The organism is Caloramator quimbayensis (genome assembly GCF_900167605.1).
Taxonomy (GTDB): Bacteria; Bacillota; Clostridia; order Clostridiales; family Caloramatoraceae; genus Caloramator_B; species Caloramator_B quimbayensis.
The window spans coordinates 17,474-35,100 of record NZ_FUYH01000025.1 but is presented as its reverse complement, the minus strand read 5'-3'; the positions used below and the strand labels follow the sequence as shown (position 1 = coordinate 35,100).

Annotated in this window: 21 protein-coding genes, 1 tRNA gene and 1 pseudogene; 3 read left to right on the top strand and 20 right to left on the bottom strand. The window is 31.6% G+C overall.

Annotated features, from left to right (window positions below):
* Positions 1–502 (top strand): annotated as a pseudogene (locus B5D15_RS12625) (hypothetical protein); the annotation flags it as partial.
* A 335-nt stretch (positions 503–837) separates the two neighbouring features.
* Here the strand turns inward: B5D15_RS12625 and B5D15_RS12620 are convergent.
* The 16 genes from B5D15_RS12620 to glnA all read right to left on the bottom strand — a co-directional run bounded on the left by B5D15_RS12620 (position 838) and on the right by glnA (position 13,192).
* A tRNA-Thr gene (locus tag B5D15_RS12620) sits at positions 838–913 on the bottom strand.
* Between the two features lie 63 nt (positions 914–976).
* Positions 977–2,308, bottom strand: a complete 1,332-nt coding sequence (locus tag B5D15_RS12615; protein WP_078697473.1) for a replicative DNA helicase — start codon at positions 2,306–2,308, stop codon at positions 977–979.
* An 11-nt stretch (positions 2,309–2,319) separates the two neighbouring features.
* Complete coding sequence (gene lonC / locus B5D15_RS12610) at positions 2,320–4,155, bottom strand: Lon family ATP-dependent protease (protein WP_423236578.1); 1,836 nt, start codon at positions 4,153–4,155, stop codon at positions 2,320–2,322.
* Between the two features lie 53 nt (positions 4,156–4,208).
* Positions 4,209–4,655: a 50S ribosomal protein L9 gene (rplI, locus tag B5D15_RS12605; RefSeq protein ID WP_078697471.1), complete on the bottom strand. Its 447-nt coding sequence runs from the start codon at positions 4,653–4,655 to the stop codon at positions 4,209–4,211.
* Positions 4,652–6,643 (bottom strand): DHH family phosphoesterase, encoded by a 1,992-nt coding sequence (locus B5D15_RS12600; RefSeq protein ID WP_078697470.1) that lies wholly within the window; start codon positions 6,641–6,643, stop codon positions 4,652–4,654. The genes rplI and B5D15_RS12600 overlap by 4 nt, the downstream gene beginning before the upstream one ends.
* A 25-nt stretch (positions 6,644–6,668) precedes the next feature.
* Positions 6,669–7,622 (bottom strand): YybS family protein, encoded by a 954-nt coding sequence (locus B5D15_RS12595; protein WP_078697469.1) that lies wholly within the window; start codon positions 7,620–7,622, stop codon positions 6,669–6,671.
* A gap of 11 nt (positions 7,623–7,633) precedes the next feature.
* Positions 7,634–7,960 (bottom strand): MazG-like family protein, encoded by a 327-nt coding sequence (locus B5D15_RS12590; RefSeq protein ID WP_078697468.1) that lies wholly within the window; start codon positions 7,958–7,960, stop codon positions 7,634–7,636.
* Between the two features lie 129 nt (positions 7,961–8,089).
* On the bottom strand, positions 8,090–8,332 hold the full coding sequence (gene rpsR, locus B5D15_RS12585; RefSeq protein WP_078697467.1) for a 30S ribosomal protein S18: 243 nt from the start codon (positions 8,330–8,332) through the stop codon (positions 8,090–8,092).
* Positions 8,333–8,357: 25 nt separating this feature from the next.
* Complete coding sequence (locus B5D15_RS12580; RefSeq protein WP_078697466.1) at positions 8,358–8,777, bottom strand: single-stranded DNA-binding protein; 420 nt, start codon at positions 8,775–8,777, stop codon at positions 8,358–8,360.
* Positions 8,778–8,795: 18 nt separating this feature from the next.
* A complete protein-coding gene (gene rpsF, locus B5D15_RS12575) occupies positions 8,796–9,080 on the bottom strand; it encodes a 30S ribosomal protein S6 (protein WP_078697465.1) in 285 nt (94 codons plus the stop codon).
* Between the two features lie 82 nt (positions 9,081–9,162).
* Positions 9,163–9,378: a DUF951 domain-containing protein gene (locus B5D15_RS12570; protein ID WP_078697464.1), complete on the bottom strand. Its 216-nt coding sequence runs from the start codon at positions 9,376–9,378 to the stop codon at positions 9,163–9,165.
* Complete coding sequence (locus tag B5D15_RS12565; protein WP_143287308.1) at positions 9,368–10,240, bottom strand: mechanosensitive ion channel family protein; 873 nt, start codon at positions 10,238–10,240, stop codon at positions 9,368–9,370. Before B5D15_RS12565 ends, B5D15_RS12570 begins: the two co-directional genes overlap by 11 nt.
* An 82-nt stretch (positions 10,241–10,322) precedes the next feature.
* On the bottom strand, positions 10,323–10,583 hold the full coding sequence (locus tag B5D15_RS12560; RefSeq protein WP_078697463.1) for a putative Se/S carrier protein: 261 nt from the start codon (positions 10,581–10,583) through the stop codon (positions 10,323–10,325).
* Between the two features lie 7 nt (positions 10,584–10,590).
* Positions 10,591–11,172 (bottom strand): sulfurtransferase-like selenium metabolism protein YedF, encoded by a 582-nt coding sequence (gene yedF, locus B5D15_RS12555; RefSeq protein ID WP_341429125.1) that lies wholly within the window; start codon positions 11,170–11,172, stop codon positions 10,591–10,593.
* Between the two features lie 109 nt (positions 11,173–11,281).
* On the bottom strand, positions 11,282–11,848 hold the full coding sequence (locus B5D15_RS12550) for an ANTAR domain-containing response regulator (protein ID WP_078697461.1): 567 nt from the start codon (positions 11,846–11,848) through the stop codon (positions 11,282–11,284).
* Between the two features lie 9 nt (positions 11,849–11,857).
* Entirely contained in the window at positions 11,858–13,192 is a 1,335-nt protein-coding gene (glnA, locus tag B5D15_RS12545; RefSeq protein ID WP_078697460.1) for a type I glutamate--ammonia ligase, read from the bottom strand.
* Positions 13,193–13,337: 145 nt separating this feature from the next.
* Here glnA and ytvI point away from each other — a divergent pair, with 145 nt between their 5' ends.
* A complete protein-coding gene (ytvI, locus tag B5D15_RS12540) occupies positions 13,338–14,381 on the top strand; it encodes a sporulation integral membrane protein YtvI (RefSeq protein WP_078697459.1) in 1,044 nt (347 codons plus the stop codon).
* A 64-nt stretch (positions 14,382–14,445) separates the two neighbouring features.
* Positions 14,446–15,036, top strand: coding sequence for a spore protease YyaC (gene yyaC / locus B5D15_RS12535; RefSeq protein ID WP_078697458.1), 591 nt, complete (start codon positions 14,446–14,448; stop codon positions 15,034–15,036).
* Between the two features lie 31 nt (positions 15,037–15,067).
* Here yyaC and B5D15_RS12530 read toward each other — a convergent pair whose 3' ends face one another.
* From B5D15_RS12530 to B5D15_RS12515, 4 genes are read right to left on the bottom strand one after another with little or no spacing between them, the layout of a single operon-like run.
* The gene (locus B5D15_RS12530) at positions 15,068–15,322 is read right to left on the bottom strand and encodes a YkuS family protein (protein WP_179122305.1); all 255 of its coding nucleotides are present in this window, start codon (positions 15,320–15,322) and stop codon (positions 15,068–15,070) included.
* Positions 15,323–15,376: 54 nt separating this feature from the next.
* Positions 15,377–15,871, bottom strand: coding sequence for a DUF4446 family protein (locus tag B5D15_RS12525; RefSeq protein WP_179122304.1), 495 nt, complete (start codon positions 15,869–15,871; stop codon positions 15,377–15,379).
* Between the two features lie 50 nt (positions 15,872–15,921).
* Positions 15,922–16,773 (bottom strand): ParB/RepB/Spo0J family partition protein, encoded by an 852-nt coding sequence (locus B5D15_RS12520; RefSeq protein WP_242948750.1) that lies wholly within the window; start codon positions 16,771–16,773, stop codon positions 15,922–15,924.
* The gene (locus B5D15_RS12515) at positions 16,763–17,545 is read right to left on the bottom strand and encodes a ParA family protein (protein WP_078697455.1); all 783 of its coding nucleotides are present in this window, start codon (positions 17,543–17,545) and stop codon (positions 16,763–16,765) included. The genes B5D15_RS12520 and B5D15_RS12515 overlap by 11 nt, the downstream gene beginning before the upstream one ends.
* Positions 17,546–17,627 lie beyond the last annotated feature (82 nt).

The window sequence follows — 17,627 nt, the reverse complement described above, 5'->3', positions numbered from 1 at the left end:
TTACCGCTTTTCATCTCTTGGGATATTTTTAGCAGAAAAGAGAGATGAGTTTGATCTTATAGATGACAGTTTTATACTTTCTATGTTCAGCTTAAAGGAAGCAGCTGCAAGAGCAATGTACAGGGATTTTATATTTAAAGTGAAAAGTGTTGTAGATGCAAAGAGGCAGGAGTTTAAAGATGAACCTACGGAATACAGAAGCATGAGAAAGGTACTCGTTAGAGACTTATCCCCTGAAAAGATAATAGAAATAATTGCAGAAAGATTTAACATAGATAAACTAATGCTTAAGATAAAGAATTCAAAGGGAGTTAAGGAGGCAAAGGCAATATTGTGCTTTGCTTTAAGGAAGTTTTGCGATTTAAAGTGTGCCGACATATGCAGGATACTTGGGAGCATGGGGCAGGCTAATGTATCGAGGCTGTGTGCTTTAGGTGCAGAACTTATAAAGGAGGAAAAATACAGGGGCATTGTGGAGGAGATATTGGCGATAGGGGCATAAAATCACAAATTACAGGCTTATTTCATTACTGCATATTTCTAACAAAATCAGTTTATTAAATAAAGAAAAATCTTATAGAATTTTTTTATTGCTATAAGATTAAAAATGATTCTAATAAAGATGGACAAGTATCCCAATCAAATTATCTTTTTTAAATGAATTATCTAATAAATTCATAATAACAAATGATTTTTTAATACAAATGACCGTTATATATAGAAAATATAACGGTCATTTGTTAAGTAGCTAATTTTTCATTTAAAATTATATAGTTAAAAAGCATTTAATAGTATTATGATAAATAAGTAACCGTCCCAGATTCTTCAGATTTTTAATGGAGCTTCATGGGGGATTCGAACCCCCGACCTACTGATTACGAATCAGTTGCCCTACCGGCTGGGCCAATGAAGCATTCACAAGTATATCTTAATTACTTTTTGTTTTAATGTCAACAACAAAAAGAATACTGTAATATCAATCATTATGATATCTGTCGAGATTGCCAAATTTTGTATATTGGCCAAGCCATGCAAGTTCTGTAGTTCCCGTTGGGCCGTTTCTTTGTTTTGCTATTATCGCTTCTGCAATACCCTTCTTATCCGTTTCTTTATTATAATATTCATCCCTATAAAGGAACATAACTATGTCCGCATCCTGCTCTATTGAACCTGACTCTCTAAGGTCCGATAGTATAGGCCTGTGATCTGCTCTTGCCTCGGGGGCACGGGATAGCTGCGACAGCGATATAACTGGTGCCTCCATCTCCTTTGCAAGTCCTTTTAAAGATCTCGATATTTCCGATACTTCCTGCTGTCTATTATCAGTCCTGCCGCTTCCTGTCATAAGCTGAAGGTAATCTATTAAAATTAAATCTAATCCCTTTTCTATCTTGAGCCTTCTGCATTTTGATCTCATCTCAACAACTGATATTCCTGGAGTATCATCAATAAATATGTTAGCATTTGACATCGGTCCTGCCGCCCTGCCAAGCCTCATCCAATCTTCTTCGTCTAAATCTCCTGTTCTAAGTTTTAGCATATCCACATTGGCCTCAGAGCATAACATTCTATATACAAGCTGTTCCTTTGACATTTCAAGACTGAATATAGCGACACTTTTTCCCGCTCTAAGGGCTGCATGAAGTGCAATATTTAGCGCAAAGGCAGTTTTTCCCATAGATGGTCTTGCTGCTATCAATATAAAATCGCTCTTTTGAAATCCAGATGTTTTTCTGTCAAGATCTGTAAAACCCGATGGTATTCCAGTTATCTGCCCTTTGTTTTTATAAAGTCTTTCAAATTCATCAAAGCTCCTCGAAATAATGGTGCTTAAATGTTCAAAATCCTGGTGCCCTTTCTTTTGTGAAATGTCAAAAATGCTCTTTTCAGCAGCACCTAAAACTTCCTCTACTTTTTCCTGATCTGTATAGCATTTTTCTATTATACCGCTTGACGCAAATATAAGCCTTCTTAATATGCTTTTTTCTTCAACAATCTTTGCATAATACTTTACATTAGATGTTGTAGGCACAGAGGCTGCAAGAGAAGATATATATGAAACTCCTCCTACAACCTCAAGGTGCTCCCTGCTCTTTAAAACATCCACCAAAGTTACAATGTCCACAGGTTCATCTTTATTAAAAATTTCTACTATAGTCTGAAATAAAAGCTTATGAGATTCTTTATAAAATTCTTCTCCTGATAAAATCTCAGCGGCAGCTGCAATAGCTTCCTTATCAAGAAGCATAGCACCGATAACCGCTTGTTCAGCTTCTATATTATGAGGCGGAACTCTAACACCCTCCAAATTATCATCTCCTAAAAGACAATTTTAAGCACATCATCAATGTTTTTTACAGGTATTATTTCAATATCTTTATCATCAATAGAAACATCCTTACTGTTTTCAAAAGGAATCAGCACCTTTTTTATTCCTGCCTGACTTGCGCCATATATTTTTTCAATTATTCCCCCAACAGGTTTTACATGTCCAAGTATAGATATTTCCCCGGTAATAGCAATATTCTGTTTCACAGGTTTTTGCGTTATTGCACTGAGCATAGCAACTGTAATAGCTACACCTGCTGAAGGTCCATCAACATTGCCTCCTCCTATTATATTTACATGTATATCATAGTGTGAAATGTCCTTTCCAGTAATACTCCTTATAACAGAGGCAGCATTAAATACAGAATCCTTTGCCATTGAACCTGCTGTATCATTAAATCTAATATTTCCTCCGTCGCTATCCCTTTCAAAAGCAACTGCTTCTATTTCAAGTATGGAGCCTATAAAGCCGCTCACTCCAAGCCCAAAAATTCTTCCAACTTCACAGGAATCCTTTATCGATACTTTGTTATAAGGCACAAGCCTTGAAAGGGATATAACTTCATATAAGTCATCACATGTTATATTTATATCCTTAAGTCCCCTTTTATAAACAACATGTCCGTATACATCCGATAAAATATTTACAGCCTTTCTTCCTTCAATGGTATAACTGCTTATAATATTGGCAGCTTCCTCTTCAATTTCTATTTTTAACTTTTTTGCAGCGTTCAAAACTATATCCTTTATATCATTTTTAGATAAAGGCTCAAAATAAACCTCAGCGCATCTCGACCTTAGTGCAGGATTTATCTCATGAGGCTCCCTTGTGGTTGCACCTATTAATATAAAATCCGCAGGTGCACCATCTTCAAATAATTTTTTAATGTATGAAGGTACGTTTTCATCATCAGGGTCGTAATAAGAAGATGAAAATTCAACCTTTTTATCCTCTAACACCTTTAATAATTTAAATTGAAGCTCTAAATCAAGCTCTCCTATTTCATCTATAAATAAAACTCCTCCATGTGCATCGGTTACAAGGCCAGGTTTGGGCTCTGGTATTCCAATCTCAGCAAGATCTTTCTTAGAACCTTGATATATGGGATCATGAACAGAACCTAAAAGAGGATTTGTAATCTCTCTTGGATCCCATCTTATAGTTGTACCATTAACCTCAATAAATGGGGCATCATCTCTAAAAGGTGTTGATTTAAGCTTTTTGGCTATACTAAGGGCAAGCCTTGCCGTAGTAGTTTTTCCAACTCCAGGAGGACCATATAATATCATATGTTGTGGAAAAGGTGAAGCAAGTTTTGATAAAACCGATGATACCGCTCTTTTTTGACCAACTATTTCATCTATTTTTGAAGGTCTTAAAAGTTCCATTGCTGATTTTGAAAGTTTTATAGTGTCAAGCTTTTGAAGATGTATTAATTTTTTAAAGGTTTTCGAGTTTTCCTTCCCTTTTTTCTTTTTTATTATGCTAAGTTTTATTTCATCAATAAGCTTGTCCTGTTTATCCCTTAAATATTCTTCAACTTCAGACTCAAGTTCACTTTCAACATGATTTTTAGCAATCAGCCTTATTAACTCTTTTTCAATACAATCCATAACATATATAGGATCATCTACATAGCTGTCTTTTTTCAAAACCAATCTTTGAAGTGCATATATTCTATCCTCGATGCTGTCACTTTCAATATTTTCGTTAAGGCCCTGTGAATTTATTGCCGAGGAAATATATTCTTCACCCCATATTCTTTTCATTAAATCATATATAACATCTACTTTGTAATATAACTTGTTGTAAGCATTGCTTAATATATCTTCTTCATATTTTGCTTCGAATGTTACGGCTTTTTTCACTTTAAATCCTCCTAATTCTGCTCTATGGATACTTTAATAGTTGCAGAAACTTCTGGATATACTTTTACTTCAACTTTATAAATTCCAGCAACCTTTATAGCTTCGTCTAAAACTATCTTCTTTTTGTCGATATCATAGCCATATTGATTTTTTAATGCTTCTGATATGTCCTTTGAAGTTATAGAACCAAAAAGTTTGCCATTTTCACCCGTTTTAACTTTTAAAGTTAAAACTACCTCCGAAAGTTTTTTTGCAATTTCCTTGGCTTCCTGTAATTCCTGCGATTTCTTTTTTGCCTCGTTTGCCTTTTGTGCCTGCTGCTCTTTTATTTTTCCTTCAGTGGCTTCCAAAGCAAGTCCCTTTGGAAACAAAAAGTTTCTTGCATATCCATCAGATGTATTAACAACATCTCCTTTTTTACCTAATCCCTTAACATCTTGTTTTAAAATAACCTTCATTTCTTGTCACTCTCCTTTAAGTAATTTTTTATGGCATCATTTAGCCTTTCTTTTGCTTCTTCTATTGAAAAATTTGAAAGTTTTGCACCTGCAATGGTCATATGGCCGCCTCCCCCCATGCTCTCAAGTATTAACTGTACATTAATATCTCCAAGGGAACGGCCGCTTATCATAATATCATTTCCAACTTTAGCTAATACAAAGGAGGCTTCTATTCCATTTATTTTTAAAAGCTCATCTGCTGCCTGAGGTACGATAAGAGCATCTCTAACTGCGGCATCTTGGCATGCTATAGCGATTCCATTGTGTATTTCAGCGCTTGCAATAAGCTTTGTTCTCTCTTTGTATGTGTCAAAATCATCCGCAAACAGCTTTCTAACTTCAATAAGATCAGCTCCAAGCCTTCTTAAAAATCCTGCTGCTTCAAAGGTTCTAACTCCGGTTTTAAATGTAAAGTTCTTTGTATCAACATATATTCCAGCCATCAGAGCCTGAGCTTCAATGTCAAGAAGTATTGGTTTTTCTACAAGATATTGTAGTATCTCTGTAACAAGTTCGCAGGTCGATGACGCATAAGGTTCTATATAGGAAATAGTTGCATTGTCTATAAAATCTGCACTTTTTCTGTGATGGTCTATTATAATTAAATTGTTAATTCTGTCAAGAATCTCCGGATATTCTACAAAACTCTTTCTGTGAACATCAACTAAAACCAAAAGAGGATTTTTTAAACTTTTTTGCAAAAATGTTTCTCTATCAATAAATATGCCTTGATGCTCTTTGCTCTTTAAAAATCTATCAACCAATTTTTCTGCAGAGCTGTCAGGTTTATTTAATAATATAAAAGCATTCTTACCTCTTTGTCTGCATCCCCTGTATATACCAATAGCTGCACCGATGCTGTCAATATCTGGTGTGTCATGTCCCATTATAAATATTTCACTGCTTTGATCTATAAGTTCAGATACAGCATGTGCTATAACTCTTGCCTTTACTCTTGTTTTCTTTTCAACCTCTTTACTTTTGCCTCCAAAAAAGGATAGTCTGTCTCCATCTTTTATAACCGCCTGATCTCCCCCTCGGCCTAAAGCGAGATCCTTTGCTGCAACTGCATATTGATGTACGTTATACAAAGAATCTGCATTTTTTCCAATTCCTATGCTTAAAGTTACTGGAATTTTATTACCTAAATCTATTTCTCTAATTGCATCAAGTATATCAAATTTATTTTCAATAAGTTGACTTAAATGACTGTTATCAAATACAATTATATATTTATTATCGTCATATTTCCTTATAAAGCCTTCAAGTGCACTTGCAAAGGAATTTATTCTTTTATCTATTTCCGCAATAAGGGCAGGTCTGTTTGTCTCCTCTGTACTTTTAATAACCTCATCGAAGTTATCACATTCCACCAGAGCAACAACAGTTTTTTTATCGCTGTACATTTCATATATAGTATAATAATCAGTTTTATTTAAGAAATATAAGAGAAAAATATATTTCTTATCCTCTTTCTCTCTGTTTATTTCCACCGGACTAACAAGGACATTATATATATTGTCTTCTATATTTATTTTTTCAAATGTTTCTATCTTCTTATCAAGTATCTTTTGAAGATTAAAATCTTTAATTAATACATTAATGTTTTTACCATATATATTTCTTGAAACAATAGCCGTAAACAAACTATTTCCCCAAAGAATTTGTCCCTCACCATTTACTATAACAAGAGGTATAGGAATTTGGGATAGTGTGTTTCTGCCTGCAACGTCAATATTTTCCGATATATCCTCCACAAACCTATCCCACTCGTATTTTTTTAGTCTATTGTTTCTTATATTGTAAAATACAAGATAGGCAAACACTAAAAGACCTATAATTCCAACATATAGGTGATTAAATATAAATAATACTGAAATAAGAACAGCAATTATAAGCATGTATATTTTGGTATCCGGGAAAAATTTTTTAAATTTATTATCCATTTTACCCCTCCATTACATGGAGCATTTAACCTCTATTTACATCAAGCTTTCTTAAATTAAGCGCATAATCAATTAAACCAATAAAGAATAAAAACCTTCCTATCTGTGAGAATATCAAAAATAATAGTATAAAAATTCTAAGTCCCTTTGTTACATCCTTTTTTTTCATAAAAAAGTCAACAGCAGCAATTCCATCTACTACAAATGCAAACTGCATAAGTAAACTTGCATTTATAAACAATATATCTGAATTCTTAATTTTTAAATATACCATTAAATAGGATAAAAGTACAAGTCCAATAATACCTATAGCAAGCTGAATAGGCATATACCAGTTTGATAAAGGTTTCATAATACTAACTTCATATCCAAACCTTTTAAAAACTTTACCTGCAATTGTATAGCTTATAATGGCCATCATTATACTTCCAATTAAAAGTCCAATAGGAAGCATTTTTTTGAAAACTTCACCTGTTGGAAAAGCATTCAATGCTAATTCCTGAGTTTCTTTTGGAACTCCCATTTGGGAATACATGGATGCTGCCATTTCTCTCATCTGATTCATTTGATCAGTTAACATAGTTATAATATCCTGTCCCATAAATAGGCTGAATACTTTTAAAACTAAAACTAAAGATATAAACATTGCAGCTGACATCAATATTACTGAAAAGAAAAAATCTTTTTTATTTTTTATACAATATCCAAGAACTATGCTCATAAGTCCAAAGGTAGCTGTTATATTAAGTGCAGATACAGGATCATAGGATATTGCTGTTATGATTCCTGCTACAACAAGGGACATAATACTGTATTTTGCTCCATGCCTTATATAAATAAAAGTAACTGGAAGAGGCCATAGAAAAATTCCTACCATATAAAGGACTGGTATATATAAGCTAAGCAAAATTAATACTACTGTTATTGCTGTAAAAAGACCTGCTTCAACCATTGCTCTTGTTGAGCTTTTATCTCTCATTGTAAGTCCTCCTATTCTATCTTTCTCCCGTTTTTCATATAGGATATAAGCCTTGAATAATCCTGAAATTCCTTTTCAACTGTATTTTCTTCAAGAATACCTATTTTTAATTTTTTTATGACTCTTTCATCTATTACAGAATATTCAAGACCTAACCTTTTTGAAATAAGATAGGAAAATATTATTATTTCGGCTATCTCATCTTTTATATCTTCTATATCCCCCTTATTACCCTTTGCCATAGTAGCAAAAAGATCCGCTACCGAAGACAATAAATAGGCCTTATAGCTGTCAATAAGCTTTATATTACTCATTATATCAAAATCTTCATTATTCATAGCACAACACCCCCATAAAAATTAAAAAAATCACTATTAATAACCTTTTAATGTTATGCTACATCATAGACGGACAATTATCAAGATAGAATAGTAAATAAAAAAGTGCCTGCGGCACTTTTTTATTTACTATTCTGTTGTGTATGGCAATAAAGCAATATTTCTTGCCCTTTTTATAGCTATTGTAAGTTCTCTTTGATGCTTAGCACAGTTTCCGGATATTCTTCTTGGAAGAATCTTTCCTCTTTCTGTGATATATTTCTTAAGCTTTGATATATCTTTGTAATCTATAACCTCAGCTTTATCCATGCAGAATGTGCAAACTCTCTTCTTTGCCTTTCTCTGCTTTGGATTTCTCTTAACGTTTGACATTTTCACCCCTCCTTACCTTAAAGAATTAGAATGGAATTTCGTCATTTCCATCTGGTACTGGAAAGAACCCTGTATCTTCCATTACCTGTTCACTAATATCTGACCTTTGAGTTGAACCTCCGTCCTTAGCCCTGTCAAGAAATTGCACAGAATCAGCAATAACTTCAGTTATGTACCTATTGGTACCATCCTGTGCAGTATATTTTCTCGTTTGAATAGAGCCTGATACAGCCACAAGCCTTCCCTTTGAAAGGTTATTGGCAACAGTTTCAGCAAGCTTCCTCCAGCACACAATAGGAATAAAATCAGCTTCCCTTTGACCACTTTGATTTGTGTAATTCCTATCAACTGCTAGTGTAAAGGTGGCCACAGCAATCCCCGATCCCGCTGTAAATTTCAGCTCTGGATCACGAGTCAATCTGCCAATTAATATTACTTTATTCATAATTACACCACCCTAATATTAGTCAAGCTTAACTACTAAATGTCTGATAATGTTATCGGAGATTCTTAAAACTCTGTCTAATTCTTTTGGTAATTCATTGTTGGCGCTGAAATTCATTAAAACATAGTATCCTTCGTTTACTTTATTGATTTCGTAAGCAAGTCTTCTCTTACCCCACTCGTCAATATTTTCAACTACTCCACCGCCATTTTCGATAACACCTTTTACCTTTTCGATAACGCCTTTAACTTCTTCTTCAGTTAAAGTTGGTGCTACCACATATAGAGTTTCATACTTTTTCATGACGTTCACCTCCTCCCTCCGGACTAACGGCTCACACGATGTGAGCAGGGATTACAACATTACAATTCTACCATAATAATTTCTACTCTGCAATATCATTATTTGATTCAACTGCTTTTTTTATAATTTTTTTTACTGACTTTTCAAATTTAGGCCTTGGAAGCATAACAATTCTGCCGCATCCTAAGCATTTTATTTTTATATCAGCTCCAAGTCTTATTATCTCCCACTCATTGCTTCCACAAGGATGTCCCTTTCTTGTCTGAACTACATCACCAAGGTTAAAATTAGTTACCATTTGTCTCCCCCTTTTTATAGTTCATAATAATTCGTTTAGGAATAGGAAGTGCAATATGATTTTCATCAAGAGCATGTTTGATTCTTTTCCTAAGTTCCATTTCAACTCCCCATTGTTTCATAGCTTCAGTCTTTGCAACAACTCTTATTGTAGCACCATAATCGCTGAAATTTGTAACTCCTAAAACATTTGGTCCTTCAATTATTTCTTTAAATTCTTTTTTCATTTTTTCATTTACATCTTTAATTATATTTATAGCTTTATCAATATCTTCTTCATAGGATATAGTTATATCTACAAGTGCTCTCATATTACCTCTCGATTTATTAGTTACTCTAACTATGCTTCCATTAGGAATAATATGAAGATCTCCTGAAAAATCCCTAAGTTTTGTAACTCTAAGCCCCACAGTTTCAACAAATCCTGAAAGGCCATCTATCTCGACATAATCTCCAACAGCAAATTGATCTTCAAACAATATAAAAAAACCGGATATAACATCTTTTATAAAGTTCTGTGCTCCAAGACCTACTGCAACTCCCGCAACGCTTGTTACTGCGATTACAGTTTTTATGCTAAGCCCTAATACCTCTAAAATCCACATGATACCTATAAAATACATAACGTATCTTAATATACTCTTTAGTAATTCGCTTAAGGTATCTGCCTTCTTTTCATTAAATCCAAATTTAGATTGTTTTTGTTTGTTAAAAAATCTTTGAATTACTGAACTTCCTATACTTATTATGATTTTAATCAAAATAAGTATTATTATTATCTTTAATAGATTGATGCTGTAACTTATCAAAAGATTTTCATCGAATTTAAAAAGGTTTAATATTTTTAAATCTTTGCTGTTCACAAAATCCCCCCTTATTCATTATGATTATATCCTATTTTTTGATTTTAAAACAATAAAAAAATAACAGAATAATTACATTCTGTTATTTTAAAGCTTCAATTTTTTTATCTGAGCCTGAGCCTCTTACAATATACATATTTTTTATGTTTATTCTTTTATTATCCACAAAGGTTTTTATATTTTCAACATTATCAACATTAAACCTTATAGAAAGTCCACAGCTTAATGTTATTTCTCTCGGTGTCGGTATAACTTGGTGATAAATATTCTCATTTTTCAGCACGGACTCTGCCTGCATTGCAAAGTTGACGCTTTCAAAGGTAATTATACAATATTCTTTCATATTTTCATTATAGTTTTATAGTATTTGAAGCTGAATTCATCTTTTCAACTATTGTATACATATTGGTAATGCTTCCAACAGAAAGCTTATCCTTAATGTTATAAAAATCAAGACATGTTCCGCATGCATAAATTTCTACCCCCATGCTCTCGAGGGTTTTAACGCTTTCTAATACATCAGACCCTTCAATAACAAGCTTTACTCCACTATTTACAAAAAGAATTGTTGTTGGTTTTACTTCAGCTTCAGTTAATGCATATAAATAGCTCTTCATAAGTACAGTACCAAGTTTATCATCGCCTACACCGAATTTATCGCTCCCTATTAGTATAACAGGTCTGCTGCTTATTTGCTCTATCTCACATTCACAGCTCGATTCTTCTTTTTTTATTATAATGTGAAATAATTTTTCTTTTTCAAATACTTGATAGCTTAAACCCATACTTTTCACAAGCTTTGAAACATTCTCCCTTGCGGCATCATTGTCAACTATTACTTCAAGTTCTCCGGATTCCATGCTTTCTAATTCTTTTTTTGTCATTATGACGGGTTTAGGACATGCCATACCGCTGCAATCAATTTTTTTCAAATTTATCTCCTCCCTCATTAAATCTAATTATAATATAACAAAAAAAGACTTAATCAAATGATATATAGAAAAAATCAATAATAATAAGTTTAAATATTTATATTTTCTATTATAAATCTTCTTTTTTATTTATAATATCTATTATAGCTAAAGCTACTTTGTACATACTAATTGATTTATCCATGCTCTTTTTTCTTATATATTCGTATGCCTTTTCTTCTGACATATTATAATTCTTCATCAAAAATCCTTTTGCTTTTTCAATGGTTTTCCTCTCTTTTATCTCTCTATTCAGCTCAATAATTTTTTTAAAGCTTATATATGCATTGTCGATTACATACTCAACATTTGAAATAATAAGGGGCTTTTGCAAATATGCATATATAAGTTTCTGCTGAAGCTTTACAGCATATTCCGAAGGATTAGTTTTGAGCATTATGATGCAGGGACAAATTCCTTCTCCTTCAACTATATTGCTGATTTCAAAACCAGATATACCTTTTAAGTTTACATCAACAAGAACAGCATCTGGCTTTAATGAACGTATCTTTCTTATAAGCGAGGTTCCTGAAGTATCTGTATCTACAACATTATATCCCATATTTTTCAGCTGAGATGATGTATTTATAAGAAATTTTTCATCGTTATCTCCTATTATTATTCTAAGATGCAACATAGCAGGCTCCTAAAACTTTGTAAGATACTTTTCTATTTCCCAAGATGAAATGCTTTTGTTATAATCTTCCCACTCTATTTTTTTTGCCTCTACAAATCTTTCAAGTACATGCCTACCCAATGCTTCCTTTATTGTTTCATCGCTGCATAAAAATTTTACTGCTTCATAAAGAGATTCTGGAAGAGATTCTATTGAATTATCTTTTTTATAGTCTTCATCCATAGAATTGATATTTCTATCTATTGACTTTGGAGGAGTAAGATTATTTTTAATTCCATCGAGCCCCGATTTTAATATAACCGCAATAGCAAGATAAGGATTACATGAAGGATCGGGATTTCTTAACTCAAACCTGACATTATTCTCCTTGCTCATTGGAACCCTGACTAATGGACTTGTATTTCTTGAGGACCAGGATATATAAACAGGTGCTTCATATCCAGAAATAAGCCTTTTATAACTGTTTATTGTTGGATTTGTAATTGCACAAATAGATTTTGCATGTTTTAATAACCCAGCAAGATAATTATATGCAACTTTTGATAGTTTTAATTTATCTTCACTGTCATAAAAGGCATTTTTCCCATCATTGAGAAGCAATTGATTTATATGCATACCTGAGCCTGGTATTCCAGCTATAGGTTTAGGCATAAAAGTAGCATGAAGCCCATGATTTTTAGCAACTATTTTAACAACTGATTTAAAGGTCATTATTTTATCTGCTGCATATAGCGCATCGTCAAATTTAAAATCGATTTCATGCTGTCCTGGTGCAATCTCATGATGAGAAGCTTCAACTTCAAACCCCATCTTTTTTAAGGTCATAACCATATCACGCCTTGCATTTTCTCCAAGGTCTATAGGTGCAAGATCAAAATACCCAGCGTCATCATGGGTAATTAGTGTAGGCTTTCCCTTCTCATCGGTATGAAAAAGGAAAAACTCACATTCAGGACCTATTTGCATAGTATAACCCATTTCTTTTGCTTCATTGCATACTTTTTTTAATATGTATCTTGGATCTCCTTCAAAGGGAGTACCATCCGTATTGTAAACATCACATATAAAACGAGCCTCTCTTCCAAATCCTCCCCCCCAAGGATATATACAAAATGTATCTAAATCAGGCCTTAAATACATGTCAGATTCCTCTATCCTGACAAACCCGTCTACACATGAACCATCAAAGGCAACTTCATTGTTTAGAGCCTTTGAAATCTCTTCAGCTGGTATTGCAACATTTTTCATAACTCCAAAAATATCTGTAAATTGAAGATAAATAAACTCTATTCCTTCTTCCTTAATTATTTTTATAATATCATCTCTTTGATATTTTTCTTTCATCAATATCCTCCTTAACTTAAAATAAAGTATTTAGTTAAAATATACTACTTTATATTTATTATACAATTATTGTTTAAAATAAAAAGTTATTTTTAAAAACAAATTATATAAGAATATGTTATAATAACAAAAAAGGAGGGATTTAATGTTCACAGAAAGCTTTGTTAAAAAAATAAAAAATATAGCAATTTTTGTTTTAATCTATACTTTAATTTTCATTTTATTTTTCTCTACTTTATCCTATACGCTGCCCTTTGTCTTAGCTTTTTTAATTGCTTTATGGATAAAACCTCTAAATAAATTTTTAAATAAAAAATTAAAACTTAGCCTTAATTTTTCATCATTATTATCAACTTTATTGTTTTTTATAATTATATTTTTTATAATTACAACAATAGTATTTAAAATATCCTTAGAAATACGAGATATATTAAACAACCTTCCAGATATGAATAAAATAATAAATTTTGTACAGGTTTACATAACTAATTACGAACATTATTTTAATGAACTAAATCCAGAATTAATCGATAAATTCAAGACAGAACTTTTATCTTTGCTGTCTAATACATATTCTATAACCGTAACTATACTTAAAACATCTATATCTTTTGCAATAAAGCTTCCAAAAGCACTGCTTGTAATGTTTATAACTTTAATTGCAACTTACTTCTTTTCAACCGATTTAGCTTATATGAAGAATAAATTTTTATCGATTTTTTCAGATAAATCAAAGGATAAGGTAGTCATGATATGGAACGAGGCAAATAAGATGTTTACTGGTTATATAAGAGCCTACTCATTTATTGTATTTCTATCCTTTACTGAAACCCTTATAGGCTTTTCAATATTAAATATCAAATATGCATTATCTTTAAGTATCATTAGTGCTATTTGTGATGTTCTCCCTATAATTGGTATAGGAGTTGTATATTTTGCCGTCGGAATTTTTTATTTTCTATCGAAAAAATATATTATATGTATAGGAATCATAGTTCTGTATTTAATAGTAACTATTTTAAGACAAATACTTGAGCCTAAAATAGTTTCGGCTTCTCTTGGTCTTAAACCAATAGCAGTTCTTGCAGCAATATTTATTGGGATTATGGCCTATGGATTTTTAGGTATGATATATCTTCTTTTTCTAGTAGTATTTTATAGAATTCTTAAAAAATCTGAAGTTCTTTAAAATATAGAATAATTAGCCTCCCTTTTGGATAAACTTTTTATATAATCAAAAGGGAGGTTTTTTTATGCTTAAAAGCCAGCCTCTTTACTTCTCAATAGATAGCTGCAAGCCAGAAGCTGTGTTTTTAATTTCAAAGGAATTATCATCTCTTATTATTAACCGTGAAAAAGATTTGCAGAATATTATTATTCTTTGCATTGGAACCGATCGTTCTACAGGAGATTGTCTTGGACCTCTTGTTGGTGATAAACTTTCTAAAATAATAAAAAAGCCTTATATTCATATCTTTGGTACCTTAAAAGAACCTGTTCATGCTAAAAATCTTGAGACTAAAACGAAAGATATATATTCTTATTATAATAACCCATTAATAATTGCTGTAGATGCCTCCCTTGGAAAATCCGAGAACATAGGAAAAATTAATATTTTCAATGGACCTTTGTTCCCTGGAGCAGGAGTTAACAAAAATCTTATTTCAGTTGGAGATATCAGCATAACTGGCATAGTTAATATCTCAGGTTTTATGGAATATGTTGTTCTTCAAAGCACAAGGCTGTCCCTTGTAATGCAACTTGCTGATACTATATCCCTTAGCATATTTTCAGCTCTTAAAAACATTAACAATAAAATAAAGTATTTTTCAGAGAATGGCTGATAAAATATTATAAACAGTAAACACTTTATAATTAAAACAATGATGAATAGGTCCTATGATTTAAAAAATATAAAATATCATTAAAACTCTTGTTATCAGCATTAATTATAAGTGAACCTTCTCTCTTGCCTTCTACTGAATTATAAAAATCTACGGCGTCATTATTTTTCATAGAATATATATAAGCATCAGAAACTATTTTTTCACTTAAATTATGAACTTCAAGTCCTTTACTTATTAAAAAATTTTTTAATTCTAATAGTGTATCTTCAACGCTTACAATCATAAAAAACATCCTCCTTTTAGTTAGTATTTCAAGGAGGATGTTTTTTATGCAGATCTATTTTTTTGTCATAGCATCTTTTAGAGCTGTCTTTTCTTCATCAGAAAGATCATATTTAGAAATGCCATTTTCAATTGGTTTTGCAAAGGTAGTACATTCATTTCTACCGTATATTCCTGTTAAAACGACTCCATCGTTTTTTTCATTTAAAAGAGCTATAGAAAAGCTCAAATCGCTTCCAACATCATCAAAAGCTCTGTATCTTATAACTGAAACCTTTTGAACACAATTACTTAATCTAAGATTTATATTGTTATAATCATTTTTTATGTCATTTACAATATCTATTGCATTTTCAACATTCTTTTTATATTCATAAAGCATTTCTTCAATATTTTTTCCTGTTGTACCCTTCATTAATTTTTTATAGCGTTTTTCTATTCTATTTAATTCGATTCTATTCAATATCTCTATAATAAGTAAAATAACAATAAACGCCAAAACAACTAAAAATATAATCGACTGATATTCGTTTATAATAGACATTATCATCTATTTATCATCTCCCTATTATATTTCAACAAAATGTTTCACGTGAAACATTATATATTAAACAAATCTAATATTCTCTCTAAATCTTCCTTAGAATAATATTCAATTTCTATTATTCCTTTCTTTTTCTTATTGCTTATACTAACCTTTGTACCAAGCTGATACATTAATTTTTCTTCTATTTCTTTAATATATGTATCCTTCTTGGGTTTATCTGATTTTTTATTACTTTTTTCTTTTATATTTTTTATTATTTTTTCAGTTTGTCTAACATTTAATTCATCCTCAATTATTTTTTTTGCAATCTCAAACTGAGTTTCTTTGTTTTCTATAGAAGCTAATATTCTTCCATGACCTTCTGATAATTTTTCCTGAATTATAAAATCTATTACTCTCTTATCAAGATTCAAAAGTCTCAATGAATTTGCTATTACCGGTCTTGATTTCCCAACTCTTTCAGCGATTTGCTCTTGAGTTAAATTGAAATCCTCAATCAGCTTCTTATATGCAAGAGCTTCTTCTATTGGATTTAAATCTTCTCTTTGAAGATTTTCTATCAAAGAAATTTCCATCATTTCTCTATCAGTCATTTCCTTTTGAATCACAGGAACTTTTTTAAGCCCAGCAATCCTTGCTGCTCTCCATCTTCTCTCTCCAGCAACTATTTTATAGTATTCTCCTTCTTTTCTAACAAGAATAGGCTGTATAATTCCATGCTCTTTAATTGATTCAGCAAGACCTTTTATATTTTCCTCATCAAACTTTTTTCTTGGTTGCTTTTCATTCGGCATTATTTCATTAATATCTATCTCAGTAACACTGCTCTCTTTTTCTTTTACTTCGTTTATTTCAGGAATTAATGCTCCTAACCCTTTACCCAAAGCACTTTTTTTAGTGCTCACCTTTATCATCTCCTTCATCATATTCTAAAAATTCCTCTGCAAGTCTTTTATATGCCTCTGCTCCCTTTGAATTCTTGTCATATAACATAATTGGCATACCATAACTTGGAGCTTCTGCAAGCTTAATATTTCTTGGAATAATTGTAGTGTACACTTTCCCTTTAAAGTATTTTTTCACTTCCTCAACAACTTCAATAGATAAATTTGTTCTGCCATCAAACATACTCATAATAACGCCTTGAATATATAAATCTTTATTTAAGCTTTTTTTAACCAGTTGAATAGTACTCATAAGCTGACTTACTCCTTCTAACGCATAAAACTCACATTGTATAGGTATTAAGACACTGTTTGATGCTGTTAATGCATTAAGCGTTAACAATCCCAAGGAAGGTGGACAATCAATAATAATATAATCATAATTATCCTTAATATCTTCAAAAGCCTTCTTTAATCTTCTTTCTCTATCTATTTTAGAAGTTAATTCTATTTCAGCACCTGCAAGTTCAACATTAGATGGAATTATATCTAAATTATTTATATTTGTATTTATTATTACTTTATCAGCAGATAATCCCATAATAACATCATAAATAGAATTCTCCAGCTTTCTCTTTTCTATTCCAAGACCACTTGTGGTATTGCCTTGAGGATCTATATCAACTGTTAAAACTCTTTTTCCCATGCTTGCTAAATATGAGCATAAATTTATATTCGTAGTAGTTTTTCCAACTCCTCCTTTTTGATTGAATATAGAAATTATTTTTCCCATACCTATCACCTCCCTGTATATTTTACTATACAGCCTAATATATATTTTACAGTAACATGTTTTAATATTAAATACCTTTGGA

Excerpts from the sequence above, each read along its gene's own strand:
- B5D15_RS12595 (WP_078697469.1), bottom strand. The coding sequence starts at position 7,622 with ATGAGAGATAAAAGCTCAACAAGAGCAATGGTTGAAGCAGGTCTTTTT.
- glnA (WP_078697460.1), bottom strand. The coding sequence starts at position 13,192 with ATGAAAGAAAAATATCAAAGAGATGATATTATAAAAATAATTAAGGAA.
- rpsR (WP_078697467.1), bottom strand. The coding sequence starts at position 8,332 with ATGTCAAACGTTAAGAGAAATCCAAAGCAGAGAAAGGCAAAGAAGAGA.
- B5D15_RS12530 (WP_179122305.1), bottom strand. The coding sequence starts at position 15,322 with ATGATTGTAAGCGTTGAAGATACACTATTAGAATTAAAAAATTTTTTA.
- B5D15_RS12525 (WP_179122304.1), bottom strand. The coding sequence starts at position 15,871 with ATGATAATGTCTATTATAAACGAATATCAGTCGATTATATTTTTAGTT.
- yyaC (WP_078697458.1), top strand. The coding sequence starts at position 14,446 with ATGCTTAAAAGCCAGCCTCTTTACTTCTCAATAGATAGCTGCAAGCCA.
- B5D15_RS12570 (WP_078697464.1), bottom strand. The coding sequence starts at position 9,378 with ATGGTAACTAATTTTAACCTTGGTGATGTAGTTCAGACAAGAAAGGGA.
- B5D15_RS12550 (WP_078697461.1), bottom strand. The coding sequence starts at position 11,848 with ATGTTGCATCTTAGAATAATAATAGGAGATAACGATGAAAAATTTCTT.
- B5D15_RS12580 (WP_078697466.1), bottom strand. The coding sequence starts at position 8,777 with ATGAATAAAGTAATATTAATTGGCAGATTGACTCGTGATCCAGAGCTG.
- B5D15_RS12515 (WP_078697455.1), bottom strand. The coding sequence starts at position 17,545 with ATGGGAAAAATAATTTCTATATTCAATCAAAAAGGAGGAGTTGGAAAA.
- B5D15_RS12560 (WP_078697463.1), bottom strand. The coding sequence starts at position 10,583 with ATGAAAGAATATTGTATAATTACCTTTGAAAGCGTCAACTTTGCAATG.
- B5D15_RS12590 (WP_078697468.1), bottom strand. The coding sequence starts at position 7,960 with ATGAATAATGAAGATTTTGATATAATGAGTAATATAAAGCTTATTGAC.
- rplI (WP_078697471.1), bottom strand. The coding sequence starts at position 4,655 with ATGAAGGTTATTTTAAAACAAGATGTTAAGGGATTAGGTAAAAAAGGA.
- B5D15_RS12600 (WP_078697470.1), bottom strand. The coding sequence starts at position 6,643 with ATGGATAATAAATTTAAAAAATTTTTCCCGGATACCAAAATATACATG.
- rpsF (WP_078697465.1), bottom strand. The coding sequence starts at position 9,080 with ATGAAAAAGTATGAAACTCTATATGTGGTAGCACCAACTTTAACTGAA.
- ytvI (WP_078697459.1), top strand. The coding sequence starts at position 13,338 with ATGTTCACAGAAAGCTTTGTTAAAAAAATAAAAAATATAGCAATTTTT.